General features: G+C 71.9%; 16 protein-coding genes. 7 read left to right on the top strand and 9 right to left on the bottom strand.

From position 1 onward, the window contains the following. Positions 1-114 precede the first annotated feature (114 nt). Both Pflav_RS28305 and Pflav_RS28310 read right to left on the bottom strand, forming a co-directional pair. Positions 115-516, bottom strand: a complete 402-nt coding sequence (locus Pflav_RS28305) for a PPOX class F420-dependent oxidoreductase (protein ID WP_173039562.1) — start codon at positions 514-516, stop codon at positions 115-117. A gap of 11 nt (positions 517-527) precedes the next feature. Next, complete coding sequence (locus Pflav_RS28310; protein WP_173039564.1) at positions 528-1,043, bottom strand: GNAT family N-acetyltransferase; 516 nt, start codon at positions 1,041-1,043, stop codon at positions 528-530. Between the two features lie 41 nt (positions 1,044-1,084). Here Pflav_RS28310 and Pflav_RS28315 point away from each other — a divergent pair, with 41 nt between their 5' ends. Next, the gene (locus tag Pflav_RS28315) at positions 1,085-2,185 is read left to right on the top strand and encodes a hypothetical protein (protein ID WP_173039566.1); all 1,101 of its coding nucleotides are present in this window, start codon (positions 1,085-1,087) and stop codon (positions 2,183-2,185) included. A gap of 15 nt (positions 2,186-2,200) precedes the next feature. Here the strand turns inward: Pflav_RS28315 and Pflav_RS28320 are convergent, their stop codons facing one another. Then, the gene (locus Pflav_RS28320) at positions 2,201-3,226 is read right to left on the bottom strand and encodes a macro domain-containing protein (protein ID WP_232072009.1); all 1,026 of its coding nucleotides are present in this window, start codon (positions 3,224-3,226) and stop codon (positions 2,201-2,203) included. Positions 3,227-3,411: 185 nt separating this feature from the next. Here Pflav_RS28320 and Pflav_RS46355 point away from each other — a divergent pair, with 185 nt between their 5' ends. Genes Pflav_RS46355 through Pflav_RS28330 form a run of 3 tightly spaced genes read left to right on the top strand, consistent with a single transcriptional unit; the run spans position 3,412 to position 4,798 of the window. Beyond that, positions 3,412-3,549, top strand: a complete 138-nt coding sequence (locus Pflav_RS46355; RefSeq protein ID WP_232072010.1) for a hypothetical protein — start codon at positions 3,412-3,414, stop codon at positions 3,547-3,549. Beyond that, positions 3,546-4,031, top strand: a complete 486-nt coding sequence (locus tag Pflav_RS49025) for a helix-turn-helix transcriptional regulator (protein ID WP_415624336.1) — start codon at positions 3,546-3,548, stop codon at positions 4,029-4,031. Before Pflav_RS46355 ends, Pflav_RS49025 begins: the two co-directional genes overlap by 4 nt. Next, a complete protein-coding gene (locus Pflav_RS28330) occupies positions 4,028-4,798 on the top strand; it encodes a PhzF family phenazine biosynthesis protein (RefSeq protein WP_173039571.1) in 771 nt (256 codons plus the stop codon). Before Pflav_RS49025 ends, Pflav_RS28330 begins: the two co-directional genes overlap by 4 nt. Here the strand turns inward: Pflav_RS28330 and Pflav_RS28335 are convergent. The 6 genes from Pflav_RS28335 to Pflav_RS28360 are packed head-to-tail and all read right to left on the bottom strand — an operon-like array spanning position 4,795 to position 10,612. Beyond that, entirely contained in the window at positions 4,795-5,439 is a 645-nt protein-coding gene (locus tag Pflav_RS28335; protein ID WP_173039572.1) for an isochorismatase family protein, read from the bottom strand. The genes Pflav_RS28330 and Pflav_RS28335 overlap by 4 nt on opposite strands. Next, a complete protein-coding gene (locus tag Pflav_RS28340; RefSeq protein WP_173039573.1) occupies positions 5,360-6,601 on the bottom strand; it encodes an FAD-dependent monooxygenase in 1,242 nt (413 codons plus the stop codon). Before Pflav_RS28340 ends, Pflav_RS28335 begins: the two co-directional genes overlap by 80 nt. A gap of 27 nt (positions 6,602-6,628) precedes the next feature. Continuing rightward, positions 6,629-7,924, bottom strand: coding sequence for a phenylacetate--CoA ligase family protein (locus Pflav_RS28345; RefSeq protein ID WP_173039574.1), 1,296 nt, complete (start codon positions 7,922-7,924; stop codon positions 6,629-6,631). Beyond that, positions 7,879-8,667, bottom strand: a complete 789-nt coding sequence (locus tag Pflav_RS28350; protein ID WP_173039575.1) for an amidohydrolase family protein — start codon at positions 8,665-8,667, stop codon at positions 7,879-7,881. The genes Pflav_RS28345 and Pflav_RS28350 overlap by 46 nt, the downstream gene beginning before the upstream one ends. Before the next feature lie 2 nt (positions 8,668-8,669). Next, a complete protein-coding gene (locus tag Pflav_RS28355; protein WP_197938778.1) occupies positions 8,670-9,791 on the bottom strand; it encodes a 3-dehydroquinate synthase II family protein in 1,122 nt (373 codons plus the stop codon). After that, a complete protein-coding gene (locus Pflav_RS28360) occupies positions 9,788-10,612 on the bottom strand; it encodes a 2-amino-3,7-dideoxy-D-threo-hept-6-ulosonate synthase (RefSeq protein WP_173039577.1) in 825 nt (274 codons plus the stop codon). The genes Pflav_RS28355 and Pflav_RS28360 overlap by 4 nt, the downstream gene beginning before the upstream one ends. A 135-nt stretch (positions 10,613-10,747) precedes the next feature. Between Pflav_RS28360 and Pflav_RS28365 the strand changes: the two genes are divergently transcribed. The 3 genes from Pflav_RS28365 to Pflav_RS28375 all read left to right on the top strand — a co-directional run bounded on the left by Pflav_RS28365 (position 10,748) and on the right by Pflav_RS28375 (position 17,198). Further along, positions 10,748-12,529 carry an anthranilate synthase family protein gene (locus tag Pflav_RS28365; protein WP_332107796.1) on the top strand — a complete coding sequence of 594 codons (1,782 nt, stop codon included), beginning with the start codon at positions 10,748-10,750 and terminating at the stop codon, positions 12,527-12,529. 338 nt (positions 12,530-12,867) lie between these two features. Continuing rightward, on the top strand, positions 12,868-15,546 hold the full coding sequence (locus Pflav_RS28370) for a helix-turn-helix transcriptional regulator (protein WP_232072012.1): 2,679 nt from the start codon (positions 12,868-12,870) through the stop codon (positions 15,544-15,546). A gap of 113 nt (positions 15,547-15,659) precedes the next feature. Beyond that, positions 15,660-17,198, top strand: a complete 1,539-nt coding sequence (locus Pflav_RS28375) for an FAD-dependent monooxygenase (RefSeq protein WP_232072014.1) — start codon at positions 15,660-15,662, stop codon at positions 17,196-17,198. The last annotated feature ends 68 nt before the right edge of the window (positions 17,199-17,266 follow it).

A 17,266-nucleotide genomic window follows, 5' to 3' on the forward strand; every position in this document is an offset into this window, starting at 1 on the left:
AATCGCGGAGGGTGAGGCCGCGGGAGCGACGGTCTGGACCCCCGCGGACATCGCGGTAGCTCAATCTCTTTCGTTCGTACCTACGACCGAAAGACCTTAGTCCGGGCGGTTTCTTCAGCCCGGACCCGCGCGGGAGATCGTGATCCGGAGGAGCAGGCGCTTGTCGCGCTCCATCGCGGCGCGGTAGTCGTCCCAGTCCGGGTGCTCGCCGGAGATGCGCCGGTAGTAGTCGACCAGCGGCTCCATCGCCTCCGGGAGGCGAAGGACCTCGGCGGTGCCCTCGACGTAGACCCACTCGCCGTAGAAGCTGTCGGGTAGGACGCACAGCACCACCCGCGGGTCGCGTTCGGCATTGCGGACCTTGACAAGCTGGTCGCGGGCGCTGATCACCACGTGACCGTCACCGTCGACACCGGCGGTCACAGGCGTCATCTGCGCCCGCCCGTCCGCGTAGTAGGTGGTCAGGACGGCCTGATGGTTACGGCTGATGAACTCGCGCGCCTTCTCGATTTCCACGACCCCCAAGGCTACGGGGCGATGAGCTGAAAGAGCACGTGATCCTGCCAGCTGCCGGCGATGCTGAGGTACTGCGGCGCCAAGCCGTAGCGCACGAAGCCGTTTCGCTCAAGCACCTTCTGGGACGCCAGGTTGTGCACCAGCGTGCCGGCCTGGAGCCGGTGCAGCCCGATCTCCTCGAACGCGAGCCGCGCGATCAGGGCAGCCGCCGCGGTGGCCACGCCGCGCCCGTTCGCCGCCTGGGCGACCCAGTAGCCGAGGTGGCACGACTGGAACGGGCCGCGGACGATGTCGTTGAGGTTGATCCGGCCGACCATCTCGCCGTCGTCGAGGATGACGTGCGGCACGGCCGTACCCCGCTCGTACGCGGCCAGCCCGGTCTCGACGATCGCCAGCTGGGCCTCCACCGTGAAGTAGTCCTCGGCGCGCAACGGCTCCCACGGGGCGAGGAAGTCGCGGTTGGCCCGGATCAGGTCGGTGATGGCGGGTACGTCGTCGAGGCGCACGAGGCGGGTGGTCACAGTCACGGAGACACATTCTCCACGCCGGGCGGCATCATGGAAGCAATGTGGCGGTGGTGGGAGCGGTGGCGGCGCCGCCGGCGGGAGCGCGGGCGCGGCACGGGTGCACAGGCGGCCGCGCTCCCCGAGGAGCCGATGCCCCCGATCTCGCGACGCTCGCGCGGCTCTGGCGGCTGGCGGAGGCACCCACCGTCGACGTCGTCCGAGGGTTGCCCGCGCTGCTCGAACACCCCGACCCGGAGGTAGTGACGGCGGCCGAGGAGTTCGCAGGGACGGCGTCCGGTCCGGTGCTCTCCATGCTCTGGGGCCGGCACGCGTTCACCCCTCGGATACGCGAGCTCCTGCTGGACAATCCGCTGCCCCTGCCGGACGACGCGGTGAACGTGGCATGGTCGGTGTGGCTGTACACACCGGACCGGCGGGTATGGGAAAAGATCGACGGCCGCACCGCCACCCACGCGGAGCGGCGGGTGAGCCACATCGTGCTGGGATTGGCGACGCCGGCCGAGACGTGGGCCGCGGCCCTGAGCGGAGGTACGTCCGACGTCGTCGTAGCGCACGCGATGACGATCTGCCGAGACCGGGGGTACGCGCCCGACGACCCGCTGGAACGGGCGGCGCTGTTCGTGTTGACCGGGCAGGCGGCGCGATATCGCGAACTCGACCCCGAGAGCGTGCTACTGACCCACGCCTACCAGCGCGCGCCGCAGCGGTTGCGCCGCCGGCTGCGAGCCTCGATGAGCGAGCTCGAGGGTATCGACCTGGTCGGGGTGGTGTGCGGCGACGGGCGGCGGGCGATGACCGAGACCGAACGCGATTACCTGGTCCGCGGGCTGACCAGCCGGCGCGCGTGGGAGGAGCTGTGGCGGCTCGTGCTTCACCTCCCGCTGGCGCAGGCGATCCCTGTGGCCCGGATGTTCGACGGCTGGCGCCCAGCGGAGAGCCGCGACCGTGCCCTCTTCGACTGCCTGCTCTCCGTCCAAGAGCGCGATCTGCGCCGGCTGTCAACGCAGGCCCAGGCGCTCTTCGAACGGCCGCCGCACCTGCTGCGAAAAGCGATTCCGAAATACCTGGACCGGGCCGACCCGGTCATGATCGACCTGCTCCGCGCGCGGCTAGCCCATCGCAACGGCGACGCCGCTTCCTGAGGCGCCAGCGGTCGGTCAGGCCGGCGGCGAAGCCACGAAGGGGCCGGCGGTCAGGATGGCGCGGCACACCTCGCGCTCCGGCTCGGTGCTCGCCAGCAGGTACACCTCACGCAGGTTGCCCTCGTGGTAATAGGTGAAGTGGTCGATGATGCTGCCCACCATCGTGCGTACCGTCGACTCCAGCTCGCCGCCGGCCACACCCGTACCGAGCAGCGGGATCAGCACGCTGCGGACCGAGTCGACCGCGGCCAGCCGCTCCGCCTCGACGAGTACATTGCTGACGCACCGGCCGATGTCGGCGACCTGCCGATAGCCCTCGCCCGGCTCGCCCCGCACGGCGGCCACGTGGATGATGTGCCGCACACGGTTGCGCCCGGCCAGCTCGCCCGAGCCGGTGGTGACGACCGACCCGGCGGCGACCGGCACGCGGCCGGCGACCTTGCGGGACAGCTCCTCCGCGATGGTGTCCTCCACGACCCGGCCCGCGCTGTCGTGCTTCGCGCCGTCAAACCGGATGATCGCCGAGATGGCGTACTCCTCGAACCGCGACATCCTCATGTCGGTGTTTTCCGAGTTGACCCATACGTCGGCGATCTGCACCCGGCGGATGTCTCCGGTGATGAAACCGACGAACGTGTCCGCGCGGTACCGCTCCCCCACGAGGCGGTAGACGAACGTCTGGCTGAAGTGGATGAGCGCGAGCCTTCCGCCTGACTGAGCGCGCACTCGGGCCGGTGGGCGCCGCGCTGGTAGCCCGTCGGCGATCCGCTCCCAGGCGTCCAGCCACGGGCGGAGGGAAGCCACCGGGATGCCGAGCGCGCGCAGCATATCCTCGTACACATCGGCGGGTGGCAGCCGAATCCCCCGCAGGTAGGCGTCGAGCGTGCTCGGTGCCTTGTTCGTCCGCCGCCCGAGGTCACGCACGGACAGGTGCACCTGGCCCTTGCGGGCGCCACGCCGCCGCAGCTTCATGAATGCCTGCGCGAGGTCGTCCAGCGTGTGGAGGCGGCTCGGGTCGGGTGACCGCTCTGCGTGGGTCATCCGCCACTCCCGTCGTCCGGTGCCCGCGCGGGTGCCTCCCGAGCCATCGCGGACATTCGCGGACAGCCGGAATACGGCATCCGGAGGCACGTCGCGGCCGATGCTCTTTCCACGCGAAATTGTCGCACTGCCGGGAGATCGGCGTCACCAGCCGACGCTCCAGGCAGCGGCAGGAGGTGTGCGAGATGCGTCCACGTCGATGGCCGAACAACCGGCTCCAGGACAGTCACGCCCTCGATCACGGCCCGGTCGCCGCCGTGATCGTCGAAATCGTCCGTTGGTTGGTGACCATCCTGCTGACCAGTTGGGGGTACCTCGAATGAGTCCGGCGAGCACGAGCTCGAATGAAAGCGTCAGCCAGTTTCCGGCCGGCCGGGCCGACCGACAGCGACTCAACGTGCGAGGGCTCACCGAGCTCCTCGCCGAGCTGGTCGGCGCCGACGCAAGCGATGTCATCGTCCTGGCGATCGTCCCCACCGACCGGCGGCCGCCGGCCCCCGAGCGGGGCCACCGACCCGAGCCCCGGCAGCGCATCCACCGCCCGGTCGGGCTGTCCAGCGCGAAGGAACGGCAGCCCGCCGACGCCGCGTGGGCGAGCCTGACCGAGCGGGAGCGTGCGGTCGCACTGCTGGCCGGACACGCCTTGACAAACCAGCAGATCGCGCACCGCCTGAAGATCTCGCCGCACACCGTGAACTTCCACCTTCGGCAGGTCTTCAAGAAGCTCTCGATCGAGTCCCGGGTGAGCCTCGCCCGGATCGTCCAGACGCGACCGTCGGTCGTGGAAACGACGGGAGCACGATGAAGTTCTTCGTCGTCGACGCGTTCACCGGCAACGCGTTCTCGGGCAACCCGGCCAGCGTCGTCCTGGTCGACGGTGACTTTCCGGCGGACGGCTGGCTACAGGCGGTCGCCGCCGAGTTCCGCCACGCGGAGACCGCGTTCGTCCGCTCGTGCGGTGAGCGCGTGTGGGACCTGCGGTGGTTCACGCCGATCGTCGAGATCGACCTGTGCGGGCACGCCACGCTCGCGACCGCGCACGTACTCGGCGGCGACAACACCTTCCGGACCCGCGGCGGCGTACTGCGGGCACGGACGTCGGAACCCGGCTGGGTGGAGCTCGACTTCCCGGCCGACCCGACCGAAGCGGTGGAGCCGACCGCGCAGCTGCGGGCGGCGCTGGGCGGTGCCGAGGTCGTGGCGGCCGGGCGGGGCAAATACGACCTGCTCGTTCAGGTGGCTTCGGAGGAGCACGTGCGGCGGCTGCGGCCGGACACCGAGGCGCTGGGCCGCATGCCGTACCGCGGCGTCCTCGTCACGGCCGCGGACGGCACCGCGAACGGCGTGGTGAGCCGCTGTTTCTACCCCGCGGTGGGTACGCCGGAGGATCCGGCCGCCGGCTCGGCGCACTGCACGATCGGCGGCTGGTGGTTCGAGCGGCTCGGCGTCGAGGAGGTCGCCGCCCGGCAGCTCTCCAAGCGCGGCGGGGCGCTGCGGGTGGCCCGGCGCGAAGGCCGGGTCCTGCTCACCGGCCAGGCGGTCACGGTCATGCGCGGCGAGCTGGTCGGCTAGCCACACCCGTGCAGCGCGGTGACGAGATCCTGGGTGGTCGCCGTCACCGCGCACCGCCGGGCGGCGTAGTCGAGCGCCATCAGGTGGTCCTCGGCGCTGAAGTCCGCGACCGCGTCCGCGACGAGAAACGGCTGGATGTCGTGCGAGTACGCGTCGCAGGCGGTGAGCAGGCAGCCGATGTGCGCGAAGACGCCGCAGACGACGAGTTGGTCCCGGCCCATCGCGGCAAGCTGCGCGGCGAGCCCCGTGCGGTGGAACGCGCTGTACCGGTACTTGGTCACCACCAGGTCGCCCGGGCTCGGCGCGATCTCGTCGACGATGCCTCGCGCCTCGGTCGCGTCGGACATCCCCTCTCCCCAGACGTCGTAGAGCAACCCACGGTCGGCGCGGGACATCCGTCCGGGTTGGACGGTGAACACCACGGGGATGCCGAGCGCCGTCGCCACGCCGCGCAGCGTGCCGATGTTGGCGAGCAGGTGATTTGTCGGCGAGCGGTCCGGCGGGAAGAACGAGACGAAGTACCGCTGCATGTCGTGGATCAGCAGTACCGCGCGGCGCGGGTCAGCCCGCCACGCCGCTGGGCCGGGGCGCAGGTGGGCAGGGGTCGGCATCGGGTACGGCACGATCGTCGGGATCGGCATCGGAAGGCTCCCTTCGGGTTCGGGGCGGGTGCTCCCACCCGTACAACCAGTCCTGATCGGACAGTCCGGCGGCCAAGAGCCGGCGGTCCCGCTGGCGCTGTCGCAGTCCGTCGGGGAGGTGCAGGCGCTCGGCGTTCTCCCGCACCGCGGCCAGCACTTGGTCGACGCGCGGGCGGCGCAGCCGTTCGTACCGCGCCAGACCGTCCGGGCCGCCCAGGCAGGCGGCGAGCGTGGCGGCGTCTTCGAGCGCCTGCGTCGCGCCCTGCGCGAGGAACGGCAGCATCGGGTGCGCGGCGTCGCCGAGCAGCGCTACCCGGTCCCGGTACCAGCGGCGCGGGGCTGGCCGGTCGAAGAGCCCGTGGTGGACGAGGCGGTCGGCGGCGGCGATCAGTGCGCGTACGTGCCGGTGCCAGCCCCGGTACGCGTCCGCGAGCCGTCCGGCATCGCCCCGGGCGTACCCGTCCGGTGACCAGGCGGCCTCCACTGTGGCGACGAGGTTGACCGCACCGGAGCCGCCGACCGGGTAGCAGACGCAGTGCTGTCCCGGGCCGAGCCACACCGTCACGCGCGGTGGCCCGGCGAGCCACGGCAGCCGGGCGGCCGGGACCAGTGCGCGGTAGACGGCGTACCCGGTGAAGCGCGGCGCGTCCGCGACGACGCCCCGCCGCACCACCGAGTGGATCCCGTCGGCACCGACCACGATGTCCGCGTCGTACGTGCCGCCGTCGGCGAAACGCAGCCGGGCGCCGTCGGGCGACCCGTCTACGCCGACGCACTGCCGTCCGAACTGGACGGTGCCGGCGCCGCACCTGTCCACGACCGCGCGCAGCAGCATGCGGCTCAGGTCGGTGCGGCGCAGCGCGTAGTACGGGGCGCCGTACCGCTCCGCCGCCGCGGCGCCCAGCTCGGTCCGGCCGATCAGCCGGCCGTCCTGCCACCGCCGCAGTTCCAGCGCGGCCGGCGTCGCCGCGACGGCCCGCAGCGCGGGCCCGAGCCCGAGCCGGTGCAGCACCCGCGCACCGTTCGGCGAGATCTGGATCCCGGCCGCCAGCTCGGGCAGCCCGCCGGCCCGCTCGAACACCACACATCGCATGCCCGCCAAGGCGAGCGAGGCGGCGGTCGCGAGGCCGCCCACCCCCGCGCCAACCACGGCGATCCGCATCTCCGTACCCCCCCCGGATTTGGCGTGTCAGTAGTAGCGCAGGGCCTTGTCCCAGTCCTCGTCGTCGCGGAAAAGACCGCGCGGCTTCATCACGTCGGCGGAAGCGGTCAGCAGGGAAACCGGCACGAGTGCGCCGGGCGGCAGGGCCACCACCTCGGCCTCGATGCCGTAGGCGCGGTCCACCGCCGCGACGAGCGCGGCGACGGCGGGTGCGCGGTACCGGTCGGCGACCTCGATCTCGACGCGCAGGTGGGCGCTCCCGGCACGGGCCCGCCAGAACAGCACGCCAAGCTCCGCCGGCAGGGCGAAGACAAGCTCCTCCAGGCCGGTCTGGGTGAGCGGCACGTCACCGACGCGGCAGTCGAAGGCCGTACGCCCCAACACCCGGACGGTGGGCAGCCACCAGCCGCAGGCGCAGGCGTCGTACGCCACCTCGACCTCGTCCTCCATGTTGTAGCGGAGCAGCGGCATCGCCTCGCGGAAGAGCGGCGTGACCACGAGCTGGCCGCGGCCCTCCGGCGTGGTACGGCCGGTCAGGGGGTCGTGCACCTCGAATAGCGCGCGGTCGGCCCACAGGTGCAAGTGGCCCGACGGGCACTCGCCGGCGAGGCTGCCGGTCTCGGTCGCGCCGTACTCCTCCACCACCGGAGCGCCCCACAGCTCGGCGATCCGGTCCCGGCGGGCGCGGCTGAGTGGCTCGCCGCCGACGAAGAGCGCCCGCAGCGCCGGAAAGTCCCGGTCGGCCTGGTAGCCGGCGGCTGCCGCTGCCGCCGCCCACAGCAGCGTGTCGGTCGGCAGCGACCAGGTCACCGTGACGTCCAGGTCGTGCAAGACCCGGACCACCCGGGAGTACGGCATCGCGAGCGAGCGGTTGTCCGCCGGCACGACCGTCGCGCCACACATCCGGGCGGCGGCGTGCGCGAGGTGCCCAGTGATCATGAGGGCGTACGGCGTGCGGACGAGGAACATGTCGCTCGGCTCGATGGCGATCCGTTTGCGCGCGAACCGCTCGGCCAGGTCCAGCCAGTCCCCGGCGGTGTAGTACGACGACGTCGGCGCCCCGCTGCTCCCGCTCGACTCGTGGTACGTGGCGAGGTCGGCGCGGTCGACCGCGAGCAGGCCGAACGGGTACGCCCCGCGCAGGTCCGCCTTCGTGGTCAGCGCCGTCTCGTAGAGCTCGGCACGGTTCGCCGGCACGTCCCCGTCCCGCGTCCGGTAGAACGGGGACCGCGCCGCCGCCCGCAGTGCCTCCGCCAGATGTGTGTCCTGGAGCCGGGTCAGCTCCGCGTATCCGCACCAGTCTCCGATCCGCGGCCGGTCCATGTCGCCTCCTCTCCCAGCAGCCGGCGCGCGTTCGCCGACATCACCAGCTCCCGGTCCGCCGGGTTCATCGGGACGGCCGCGAGCTTCACGACCTCCACGCGCGGGTGCTGGAGCGGGTACTCGGTGCCGAACACCACCCGCTCCGCGCCGAGCCGCCGCAGCGCCAGCCCGGCGACGGCCGTGTAGCAGCCGGACGTCTCGGCGACGATGTTCGGGCAGGGCGCGATCTCGGCCAGGCCGCTCGCGTCCAGTCCCGTGTGTCCACAGTGTCCGTACACAAAGGTCACCTCCGGAAACCGCCGGGCGAGGGCCACCAGGTCCCCGGCCTGCGTGCCGGGTTGGGCGAGGCAGACCAGGTACACCGGGTGCCGGGCGGCGGCCGCGATCTCGACGAGCGCGCTCACCGCCGGGTCGTCGAGACGAAACCCGTGCACCGCGGGCGAGATCTCCAGCCCTCGGTAGCGCGGCGCGCTCGCCCGGTACGCGTCGACGTCCCGGCACGGGTCGGCGAGGAAGAACGGCAGCAGCCGGCCGCCCGTACCGCCGCAGAGCGCGAGGGTGCGCTCGTTGTCCGCCGCCACCTCGCTGCGCCCGCCGTGGGCCACCTGCGCGGAGAGGCGGTCGAGGTCCAGCAGGCCGCCGGCGGAAACAGCGGCCCACTCGATGCCGGTACCGTCCATCGCCGCCAGCAGCGCGGCCGCGGCGTCCGGACCGGGCCCCAACCTGGCGTGGAAGTCGAACATCTTCACTGCTCGTGGCAGAACTCGTCGATCGGGTAGCCGACGTGGCGTTCCCGCTGCGGCAGGTAGCCCAGGATCCGGTCGCCGGGCTGGAGCGCGGTCGAGTTCAGCACCGCCGCGCCGGGCCCGAGGATCCGGACGTGCCAGTCGTCCTGCACGATCACGTTGACCGGCTCCCCCTCGTCCGAGACCGCGTCGATGGAGAGCAGCGGGCGGGTCTCGATCTTCACGCGCCCGACGATCGCGTGCCGGGTACGCCCGTCCGCCCCGACCGCCAGCACGCTGTCGCCCGCGCTCAGCTCGCTCAGGTACCGGGTGTGCGTGGGGTCGGCGAGGGTGTACGACATGATCGCGCCGGCGTTCACCCGGAAGGGGCGCGTCGGCATGTACGGCAGCGGGTGGGTCTCGCTGACGCAGAGCACCATTCCCTTGGCCCGGGAGCCGACCAGGATGCCCTCGTCCTTCTCCAGGTAGGTACACGTGTCGACGCAGGCCCGTTCACCCATGCCGGCGTGGGTAGTCCCGGTGACCGTGAGGGTGACCAGCTTGAGCGCTTCCGGCTTCTTCGTCACGACGTCCCGGAGGCGGGCCGCCTCCCCCGGAGCGGCCGGTGCCAGCATGAGCCCGCCCGGCCCGTGTTCGAGGACGCCGAGGTGGACGGGCGCGTCGGCCACCCGGTCCATCGCGGTGATGATCAGCCCGGAGGCGTCCGCCGCGGCGGCCAGCACGATCTCCAGCGGGATGTTGGTCGGGTCCCGGAAGCGGAGCACGGTGTACTCGTCCCGCCGTACGCTCGCGCACGCCAGCTCCAGGCTTTCGGAGTCGGTGACCTCGACGTACGCGCCGAACCGCCGCTCCGGGTGCCGCTCGGCCAGCCGCTGCGGCGTCCCGTGCACGGCGGGGTCGACCACCACCAGGTCGGCTACGCCGAAGTCCGCCGGCAGGTCGGCGCCGGAGGGCAGGAGCACGCGGGTGACCGTCGGCGGCAGTGGGGCCAGGTCCGCGGGATCAGCCGCGACGATCGCGTCGAAGCCGTGGTGGAGCGCCTCCTGGCAGAGCGCCGCCGCGGAGTCGCCGGCGGACCGGATGTCGAGCCAGCACTGCTTCATCGACTGTGCTCCTCTCATCGGGCCCCTCCTGGAGCTGAGTAGGTAGCGCTCGCACCGGACGCCGCCGTGCGGTCGTGGACAAGCGCGGCGACGCGGCGGGCGGCCACCGCCGGATCCGCGGCGGTGAAGACGAGGCGCCCGGCGGCGATGCCGCCCGCGCCCGCCCGCATCGCGTCGGCGAGGTGGCGCATGACGTCGTTCGCGCCGGGTGACGGGGCGCCACCGGCGGCCAGGACCGGTACCGGGCAGCTCGCGGTGACCGCCGCGATCCCGGCCGCCGAGGCGGGCAGCGCCGACTTGACCAGGTCCGCGCCGAGGTCGGCCGCGATCGCGGCCGCGTGCGCCACGAGCTCCGGCGCGCGGCCGTCGGCGATCTGCGGTCCGCGTGGGTAAAGCATCGCCAGCAGTGGTACGCCCCAGCGGTCGCACGCCTCGGCGACCGTAGCCAGATCGGCGATCTGCTGACCCTCCGTGGTGGACCCGACATTGACGTGCACGCTCACCGCGTCCGCACCGAGCCGCAGCGCCTCCTCCACAGAGGACACGAGGTACTTGGCGTCCGGATCGGGTGCGCGGCGCGTACTCGCGCTCAGGTGGACGATCAGCGACAGCGACCGAAACCAGCCGACTTCGACGTGCCGGAGCGCGCCCTTGTGCATGACGACGGCATCCACACCGTTTCCGGCGAGCTGACCGATCAGGCGGTTGAGCTGCCCGTTCCGTGTGATCGGGCCATCCGTCACGGAATGGTCGAGTGGCACCACGAAAAGGCTCGACGAATCGTGCCGGTACAGCCGCTGTAGCCGGATACGGCAACCGACCACGTTATTGACAGTCATTTCCGCTCCCCGTAGAGCACAATTAGCGTCATGCCAAAAACCGTAGGTGCGCACCCGGTCTGCGCCCACTGCGCGAATGAGTACCGCGTGTTTGAGTAGTGGCCGGCGCGGCACGGGAAATGACACCGTCGCGCCATGACCGATTTTAGGTCCATAGTGGCGAATGGCGCGCCGGCGTTTGCGCTGCTGTCCCGCCCGCACTCCGGCCGTGAACAGCTGGAAGTCTTCGTTGGCGACCCCGTCGAGGTGGCTACCCTGGCCGACCTTCCGGCTACCGGGCCGCACCTGCTCGCCATCGTGCCGTACCGGCAGATCCGGGAGCGGGGTCTGGCCTGTGTGGACGACGGCGAGCCGCTGGTGGGCATCGAGGTGAGGGAGCACGGGAGCCTGCCAATCGAGGAGGCCCTGCGGTTGCTCCCCACCGGCGACGTACACCTCGACGGCGGCGACTTCGACGTCGACGACGCCGCGTACGAGGCGGTGACCAGGCAGGTGATCGCCGAGGACATCGGCCGGGGCGCGGGCTCCAACTTCGTGGTGCGGCGGACCTTCCACACCGCCCTGCGGGACCCGTCGACGCGGGCCCGGCTCGCCGTCTTCCGGCGCCTTCTCGCGGCGGAGACCGGCGCCTACTGGACGTTTCTCGTGCACTGGAACGGGCGCACGCTCGTCGGTGCCACACCCGAGTGCCACGCCCGCCTCGCGGATGGCGTCGCCACCATGAACCCGATCAGCGGCACCTACCGCTATCCCGAGTCCGGCCCCACGCCCGCCGGCCTGCGCCGGTTCCTGGCCGATCGGAAGGAGACCGAGGAACTCCTGATGGTGGTCGACGAGGAACTGAAGATGATGGCGCGGGTGTGCGAAGGCGGCGGGCGGCTGCGTGGCCCGTGGCTGCGGTCGATGTCACGCCTCGCGCACACCGAGTACACCATCTCCGGACCGTCCAACCTGGACCCGCGCGAGGTGCTCCGGCTCACCATGCCAGCCCCGACGGTGACCGGCAGCCCGCTCGCCAACGCCTGCCGTGTGGTCGCCGAGCACGAGCGCTCCGGCCGCGGGTACTACGGTGGCGCGCTGGCGCTGATCGACCGGCACGGCATGGACGCGGCGCTCCTCATCAGGGCCGCGGACATCGGTTTGGACGGCGCGGTCCGAGTCGCTGTAGGCGCAACACTGGTGCGGCACTCGAACCCGGCGGCGGAAGCGGCGGAGACCCGCGCCAAGGCGGAGGCACTACTGCACGCGCTCGGCGGGCGGCACCCCGGCGCGACGGGCGGCACCGGGCGCGTGGCGCCCGTCGGGTACCGGCTCCGCCGGGCGCTGGCCGAACGCAACCGGGGACTGTCGGGTTTCTGGCGCGGGCGGGACCGGCCCCGCCCGGCGCCGGCGCTGGCCGGCCGGCGGCTGTTGCTTGTCGACGCGGAAGACGACTTCACCGCGATGCTCGCCACGGTCGCGGCGTCGACCGGCCTGGACGTACGGGTGCAGCGATTTGACCGGGATCTGCCCATCGACTCGGATCTCGTGCTCGTCGGTCCCGGCCCCGGCGACCCGCTCGACCACGCGGATCCTCGGATCGCCCGGCTCCACGAGATCACCCGGGGCCTCCTCGTGGCCGGTACCCCGTTCCTCGCGGTCTGCCTCGGTCACCAGGTACTCGCGGACGAGCTCGGGCTGCCCATGCGCCGCCTCAAGACACCGCGACAGGGCCTACAGCAAACGATTTCGCTCTTTGGCCGGCCGGAGCGGGTCGGTTTCTACAACACGTACGTCGTGACCAGCGGGGCCGACCGCGCGTACTGCCCGTTCACCGGCGATCCGGTCAGCGTCCTGCGCGATCGGGCCAGCGGCGTCGTCCATTCGTTGGCCAAGCCCGCGTGCGGTCGACACAATTTCACATGGAGTCCGTACTGACAGAAAACGGACCTGCGATTCTCCGCCGAATGATGATCGAATTGGTGACCGAGGCAGGAAGAGTCACCACGGCCGCGCCGTCCAGTGCACAACGACTGTCTTCATCCGGCGGCCCCGGAGCGCCGTACGGCAAATGACCGAGCTACGGATGGCGTAAGTCGGGTCCACTGAAGGGTTGCTTAACTCGATCATTTACGTCTATAACAATCTGCGCTTAACGTTTGCCGTACAGATCCCCGGGGGGTGGATCCGCTGACGACTTTCGGTCGCGATCGACAATTGGCGATCTTGCGAAAGACGTTCGCTGACACGGCACGGGGGTTGGCGGATGTGTGGTTTTGACCGGTTCCGCCGGCATCGGCAAGTCACACCTGCTGCGCGCGGCGGTCGAGGAGGCCCGGCGGGCCGGGCTGGCGGTGGCGACGCGCGCGGCGTTCGAGCTGGACCGGGCGGCACCGTTCATCACGCTCGCGTCGGCGCTACAGCAGATCGTGCCGGCGACGTCCGCGTTCGAGTGGATCGCCGAGGCGGGTGAAAACCAGTTCCAGACGCTCGACCGGCTGTCCGGCGCGCTGGAGGACTTCGTGGCGGGGCAGCCGCTGGTGGTCGCCATCGACGACGCACAGTGGACGGACGAGTTCAGCGCGCTGGCGGTGCGCGAGCTGGTGACCGCGCTGGCGTCGTCGCCGGTACGGTGGCTGTTCGCCCGCCGGCCGCTCCAGGAGGGCACTCCGGGGCAGCAGCTGGTGGAGCGCCTGATCCGGGACGGCTCGCAGGAGCTGGTGCTGGGCCGGCTGGACGAGGAGGCGGTGGCCGAGCTCTGCTCGACGGCCGTCGAGGCCAGGGTGGACAACACGGTGCTGGCGCTGGCCGCCGGCTGTGACGGCAACCCGTTGCAGCTGGAGCAGCTCATGCGGGCACTGCTGCGGACGCGCCAGCTGCTGGTCCGGGACGGGGTCGCCACGGTTGTCGGCGACCAGCTGCCGTCGAGCTTCATCACGATCGTGGACCAGACGATGAGCGGCCTGCCGGCGCAGACGCGACGGATGCTGGGGGCCGGGAGCGTGTTGGGCAGCCGGTTCGCCGTGGACACGCTGGCGCGCCTGCTGAACACCCGGCCGGCGGAGCTGCTGCCGTCGATCCAGGAGGCCACCGCCGCGAAGGTGCTGGTGGACGAGGGCGACGACCTGGCTTTCGCGCACGACCTGGTCCGCCAGGCCATCTACGGCACGCTCGGCGGCGCGGCCAAGGCGCTATACCACCGGGAGGCGGCCGCCGTCGGCCGGGAGGAGGACCGCTCGCCGGTGGAGGTGGCTGAGCACCTGCTCAGGAGCGGCCGGTCCACCAGCGAGGCGGTCACCATGCTGCACGACGCCGCGCTGGAGGTCGCCCCGGCGGCGCCGAGCACCGCCGCCGACCTGATGGTGCGCGCCCTCGACGTGCTCGGCGACGACGATCCGGGCCGCCCCGAGCTGGTCGCCGACACGGTACGCCTGCTCGCCTTGGCCGGCCGGCTGGAGAGAGCACAGCGGCTCGGCGAGGCGGCGCTGCGCGCGGGGCTCGTGCCAGCGACCGAAGCGGCGCTGCTGCTCGGGCTGGCCGAGGCGTTCAAGCACGCGGGCCGAAACCGCGCCGCGGTGGCGTACGCCTCCGACGGGCTCAGCTACCCGGATGTACCGGAGGCGGTGCGGGCCAGGCTCTGGGCGGTCCGCGCACATGCCGTCTTCTACACCGGCGACCTGTCCGGGACCGACCGCTCCGGCTCCAGCGCGTACGCGTCCGGGATGGCCGCCGAGGAGTACGGCGCGGCCGTCTTCGGGCTCGCCGCCCGCAGCCTCGCCGCGCAGGCCGAGGGGCGGCTCGACGATGCGCTTGCGCACGCCTCCGAGGCCACGGAGATCGCCGACGGGGTGCGGGGTGAGGCGGCGCACTGGCACCCGCGGATCTGGCTCGGCGACGCCCTCGCCGCGCTTGACCGCTTCGACGAGGCGTCCGCCACCTTCCGCCGTGGGCGGGAGGAGTCCGAGCGGCTCGGCACCGCCTGGTCGACGCCGCTGTGGCACTACTACCACGCTGCCCTCCTGACCGCCGAAGGGCGGCTCGACGAAGCTGTCGCGGAGACCGACGCCGGCGTCGAGATCGCCGAAAACCTCACCGCGTACGCCCTGGCGGTGCCCCTGCTGGCCGGACTGGCCCGGCTGGCCGTCCTGCGCGACGAGACAGCACAGGCGCGCGGGTACATCGACCGGATGCGCCGCTGGATGGCCGACGGCATCACCACCGCGCCGGAGGACGCGACCTGGGCCGAGGGCATGGTCCAAGAGGCGTCCGCGGGCCCGGGCGCGGCGCTACAAACGCTCGTCACGATCTACGACGCGATGCCGGACCGGTCGCTGCTGATCATCCAGGACCCAGGCGCTGCCGCCACACTGGTGCGTATCGCGCTCCAGGCCGGCGACCCCGAGCGGGCCGAGATCGTCGTCACGGCGGCCCGGTCGCTCGCCGGACGCAACCCCGCGGTGCGCGGCCTCACCGCGGCCGCCGCCCACGCCGAGGGCATCTTCGGCCGCGATCTCGGGCTGCTCCGCGAGGCGGCCGACGGATACCGCGATACCCGTCGCGCCCTGGCCCACGCCGCCGCTTTGGAGGACGCCGCGGATGCGACCGCCGATCCGGCCGAGGCCCGCGAACTGGCCGAGGACGCGCTGACGATTGCCACCGAGTGCGGCGCGGAACGGGCCCGCCGCCGGCTGGAGCAACGCCTGGGCACGCAGCCGCCCCAGCAGCAGCATCCGGCCGCCGCGTCCGTCCTCGCCCGGCTCTCACCGGCCGAGCAGCGGGTGGCCGTGCTGGTCGCGACGGGGCGGAGTAACCGGGAAATCGCCGGAGACCTCTTCCTCTCTCGGCATACCGTCGACAGCCATCTACGAAAAGTATTCACCAAACTTGGCATCAACAGCCGCACCACCCTCGCCAGGCTGGTCGGCGAGGGAGGCACTAATAGCGCAAGCGCGTGATGCCGTAATCGGCCGCCGTCCCCAACTATTGCCTGGTGACACCGTCGTCACCGGGTCTCCGACAGGGGGTGGGCCTCTTGGCTACGCCAGCACCACGTACCGAGGTACTCGTGGTGGGAGCCGGGGCGGTCGGTGCAATTCTCGCTTTGGAATTGGCACATCATAATGTCGCTTCCATTGTGGTCGAAAGGGCGGTGACCGGGCCGTACCATCCTGGTCTGGACTTTCTGGCCGGCCGCAGCATGGAGTTGCTGCGCCGGCTGGGGCTGACCGCGCTGATCCGCGAGCACGGCGTCAGCCCCGACCTTCCGACCGGACTGGAGTGGAGCCAGGGACTCGACGACCCGCCGATACTCGTCTCCCCCGGCGAGTCGGCCACCGCCCCGCTCGACGACGGGAGCCTGCCGGTCGAGCGCCACCAGCGGGTGTCCGGCGCGAAGCTCGCCTCGAAGCTGCGCGACGCCGTACGCCGCCACCCCTTGATCGACCTGCGCGAGGGCTGGACGTTCACCGGCCTCCGCATCGAGCCTGACGGCGCGGTCGCCGAGCTCGTCGAGGGTGGCACGGGCGACCGCCACTTCGTCTCGGCGCGACATGTCGCCGGCTGCGACGGCGCCCACAGCACCGTACGGCGGTGCCTCGAGGTGCCGATGGAGCAGCTTGCCGCACCGGTACGGCACTGCTCGGTGTACTTCCGGAGTGAGGACCTCACCCGCCGCTTCGCCCGGCGCGGCCTCTCCACGGTGATCGTCGGCGGCGTGGCGCTCGTGGCTCGGGGCGACCACGACACCTGGGTCGGCCATCTCGGCCTCGCGCCAGACGAGCCGATCACCACCGACCCGGTCGCGATGCTCCGCGTGATGCTCGGGGTGCGGCTCGACCCGACCGAGGTGCTCGGCGTGACCCAATGGGACGACTCGCTAGCGGTGGCGGCCACCTATCAGCGCGGTCCCGCCTACCTGGTCGGGGAGGCCGCGCACCGCTTCCACCCCGTCACCGACAGCGCGGACATCAGCATCGGCGACGCGATCGACCTCGGCTGGAAGCTCGCCGCGGTTATCAACGGCTGGGGTGGGCCGGGCCTGCTCGCCAGCTACGAGCTCGAACGGCGCCCGCGCGCGTTGATCGACCGGGAGATGCTGGGCAGAGCCTTGGAGACAAGACGAAGATTCAGCCGGCTGGCCAAGGCCGGCGCGACCCGCGAGCTCCTCGCGGAGGTGTTGCAACAGGAGCCGGACCTGCTCGGCACCACCGGCTTCCAGATCGGTGACCGGCTCGCCTCCTCGGTCATCTGGACCGACGACCGTCCACAGTGGCCGAGGCCGGACCAGGTACCGCCCACGATCTCGCCGGGTGGGCGGGCGCCGGCCGTATGGTTCGGCGACGGCTCGCACCTCTTCGACCGGCTGGGGCGCGAGCTGACGCTCGTGGACCTTACCGACGACGGCGCCGGCCGGCACCTCGCCGCCGCCGCCCAGGAGCGCGGGATCCCGATGGCGCACCTGGTCGCGGCGGATCCCGCCGTGTGCGCGCGGTGGGACCACTGCCTCGTGCTCGTACGGCCGGACCTGCACGTCGCGTGGCGCGCGAATGCCGTGCCCGACGACTGGGACCCAATCCTCGACCTGGTCACGGGGCGCAAGACCACGTGAATACGTCATGTGTCAGACCGGACTGTCCGGACAGGCTCAGGCCAATCCGTGCGGCATCGACAGAGGGC

Origin of the sequence: Phytohabitans flavus (assembly GCF_011764545.1) — a bacterium.
Taxonomy (GTDB): domain Bacteria; phylum Actinomycetota; class Actinomycetes; order Mycobacteriales; family Micromonosporaceae; genus Phytohabitans; species Phytohabitans flavus.

Excerpts from the sequence above, each read along its gene's own strand:
- Pflav_RS49025 (WP_415624336.1), top strand. The coding sequence starts at position 3,546 with ATGAGTCCGGCGAGCACGAGCTCGAATGAAAGCGTCAGCCAGTTTCCG.
- Pflav_RS28335 (WP_173039572.1), bottom strand. The coding sequence starts at position 5,439 with ATGCCGATCCCGACGATCGTGCCGTACCCGATGCCGACCCCTGCCCAC.
- Pflav_RS28340 (WP_173039573.1), bottom strand. The coding sequence starts at position 6,601 with ATGCGGATCGCCGTGGTTGGCGCGGGGGTGGGCGGCCTCGCGACCGCC.
- Pflav_RS28360 (WP_173039577.1), bottom strand. The coding sequence starts at position 10,612 with ATGACTGTCAATAACGTGGTCGGTTGCCGTATCCGGCTACAGCGGCTG.
- Pflav_RS28355 (WP_197938778.1), bottom strand. The coding sequence starts at position 9,791 with ATGAGAGGAGCACAGTCGATGAAGCAGTGCTGGCTCGACATCCGGTCC.
- Pflav_RS28350 (WP_173039575.1), bottom strand. The coding sequence starts at position 8,667 with ATGTTCGACTTCCACGCCAGGTTGGGGCCCGGTCCGGACGCCGCGGCC.
- Pflav_RS28330 (WP_173039571.1), top strand. The coding sequence starts at position 4,028 with ATGAAGTTCTTCGTCGTCGACGCGTTCACCGGCAACGCGTTCTCGGGC.
- Pflav_RS46355 (WP_232072010.1), top strand. The coding sequence starts at position 3,412 with ATGCGTCCACGTCGATGGCCGAACAACCGGCTCCAGGACAGTCACGCC.
- Pflav_RS28320 (WP_232072009.1), bottom strand. The coding sequence starts at position 3,226 with ATGACCCACGCAGAGCGGTCACCCGACCCGAGCCGCCTCCACACGCTG.
- Pflav_RS28345 (WP_173039574.1), bottom strand. The coding sequence starts at position 7,924 with ATGGACCGGCCGCGGATCGGAGACTGGTGCGGATACGCGGAGCTGACC.
- Pflav_RS28365 (WP_332107796.1), top strand. The coding sequence starts at position 10,748 with ATGACCGATTTTAGGTCCATAGTGGCGAATGGCGCGCCGGCGTTTGCG.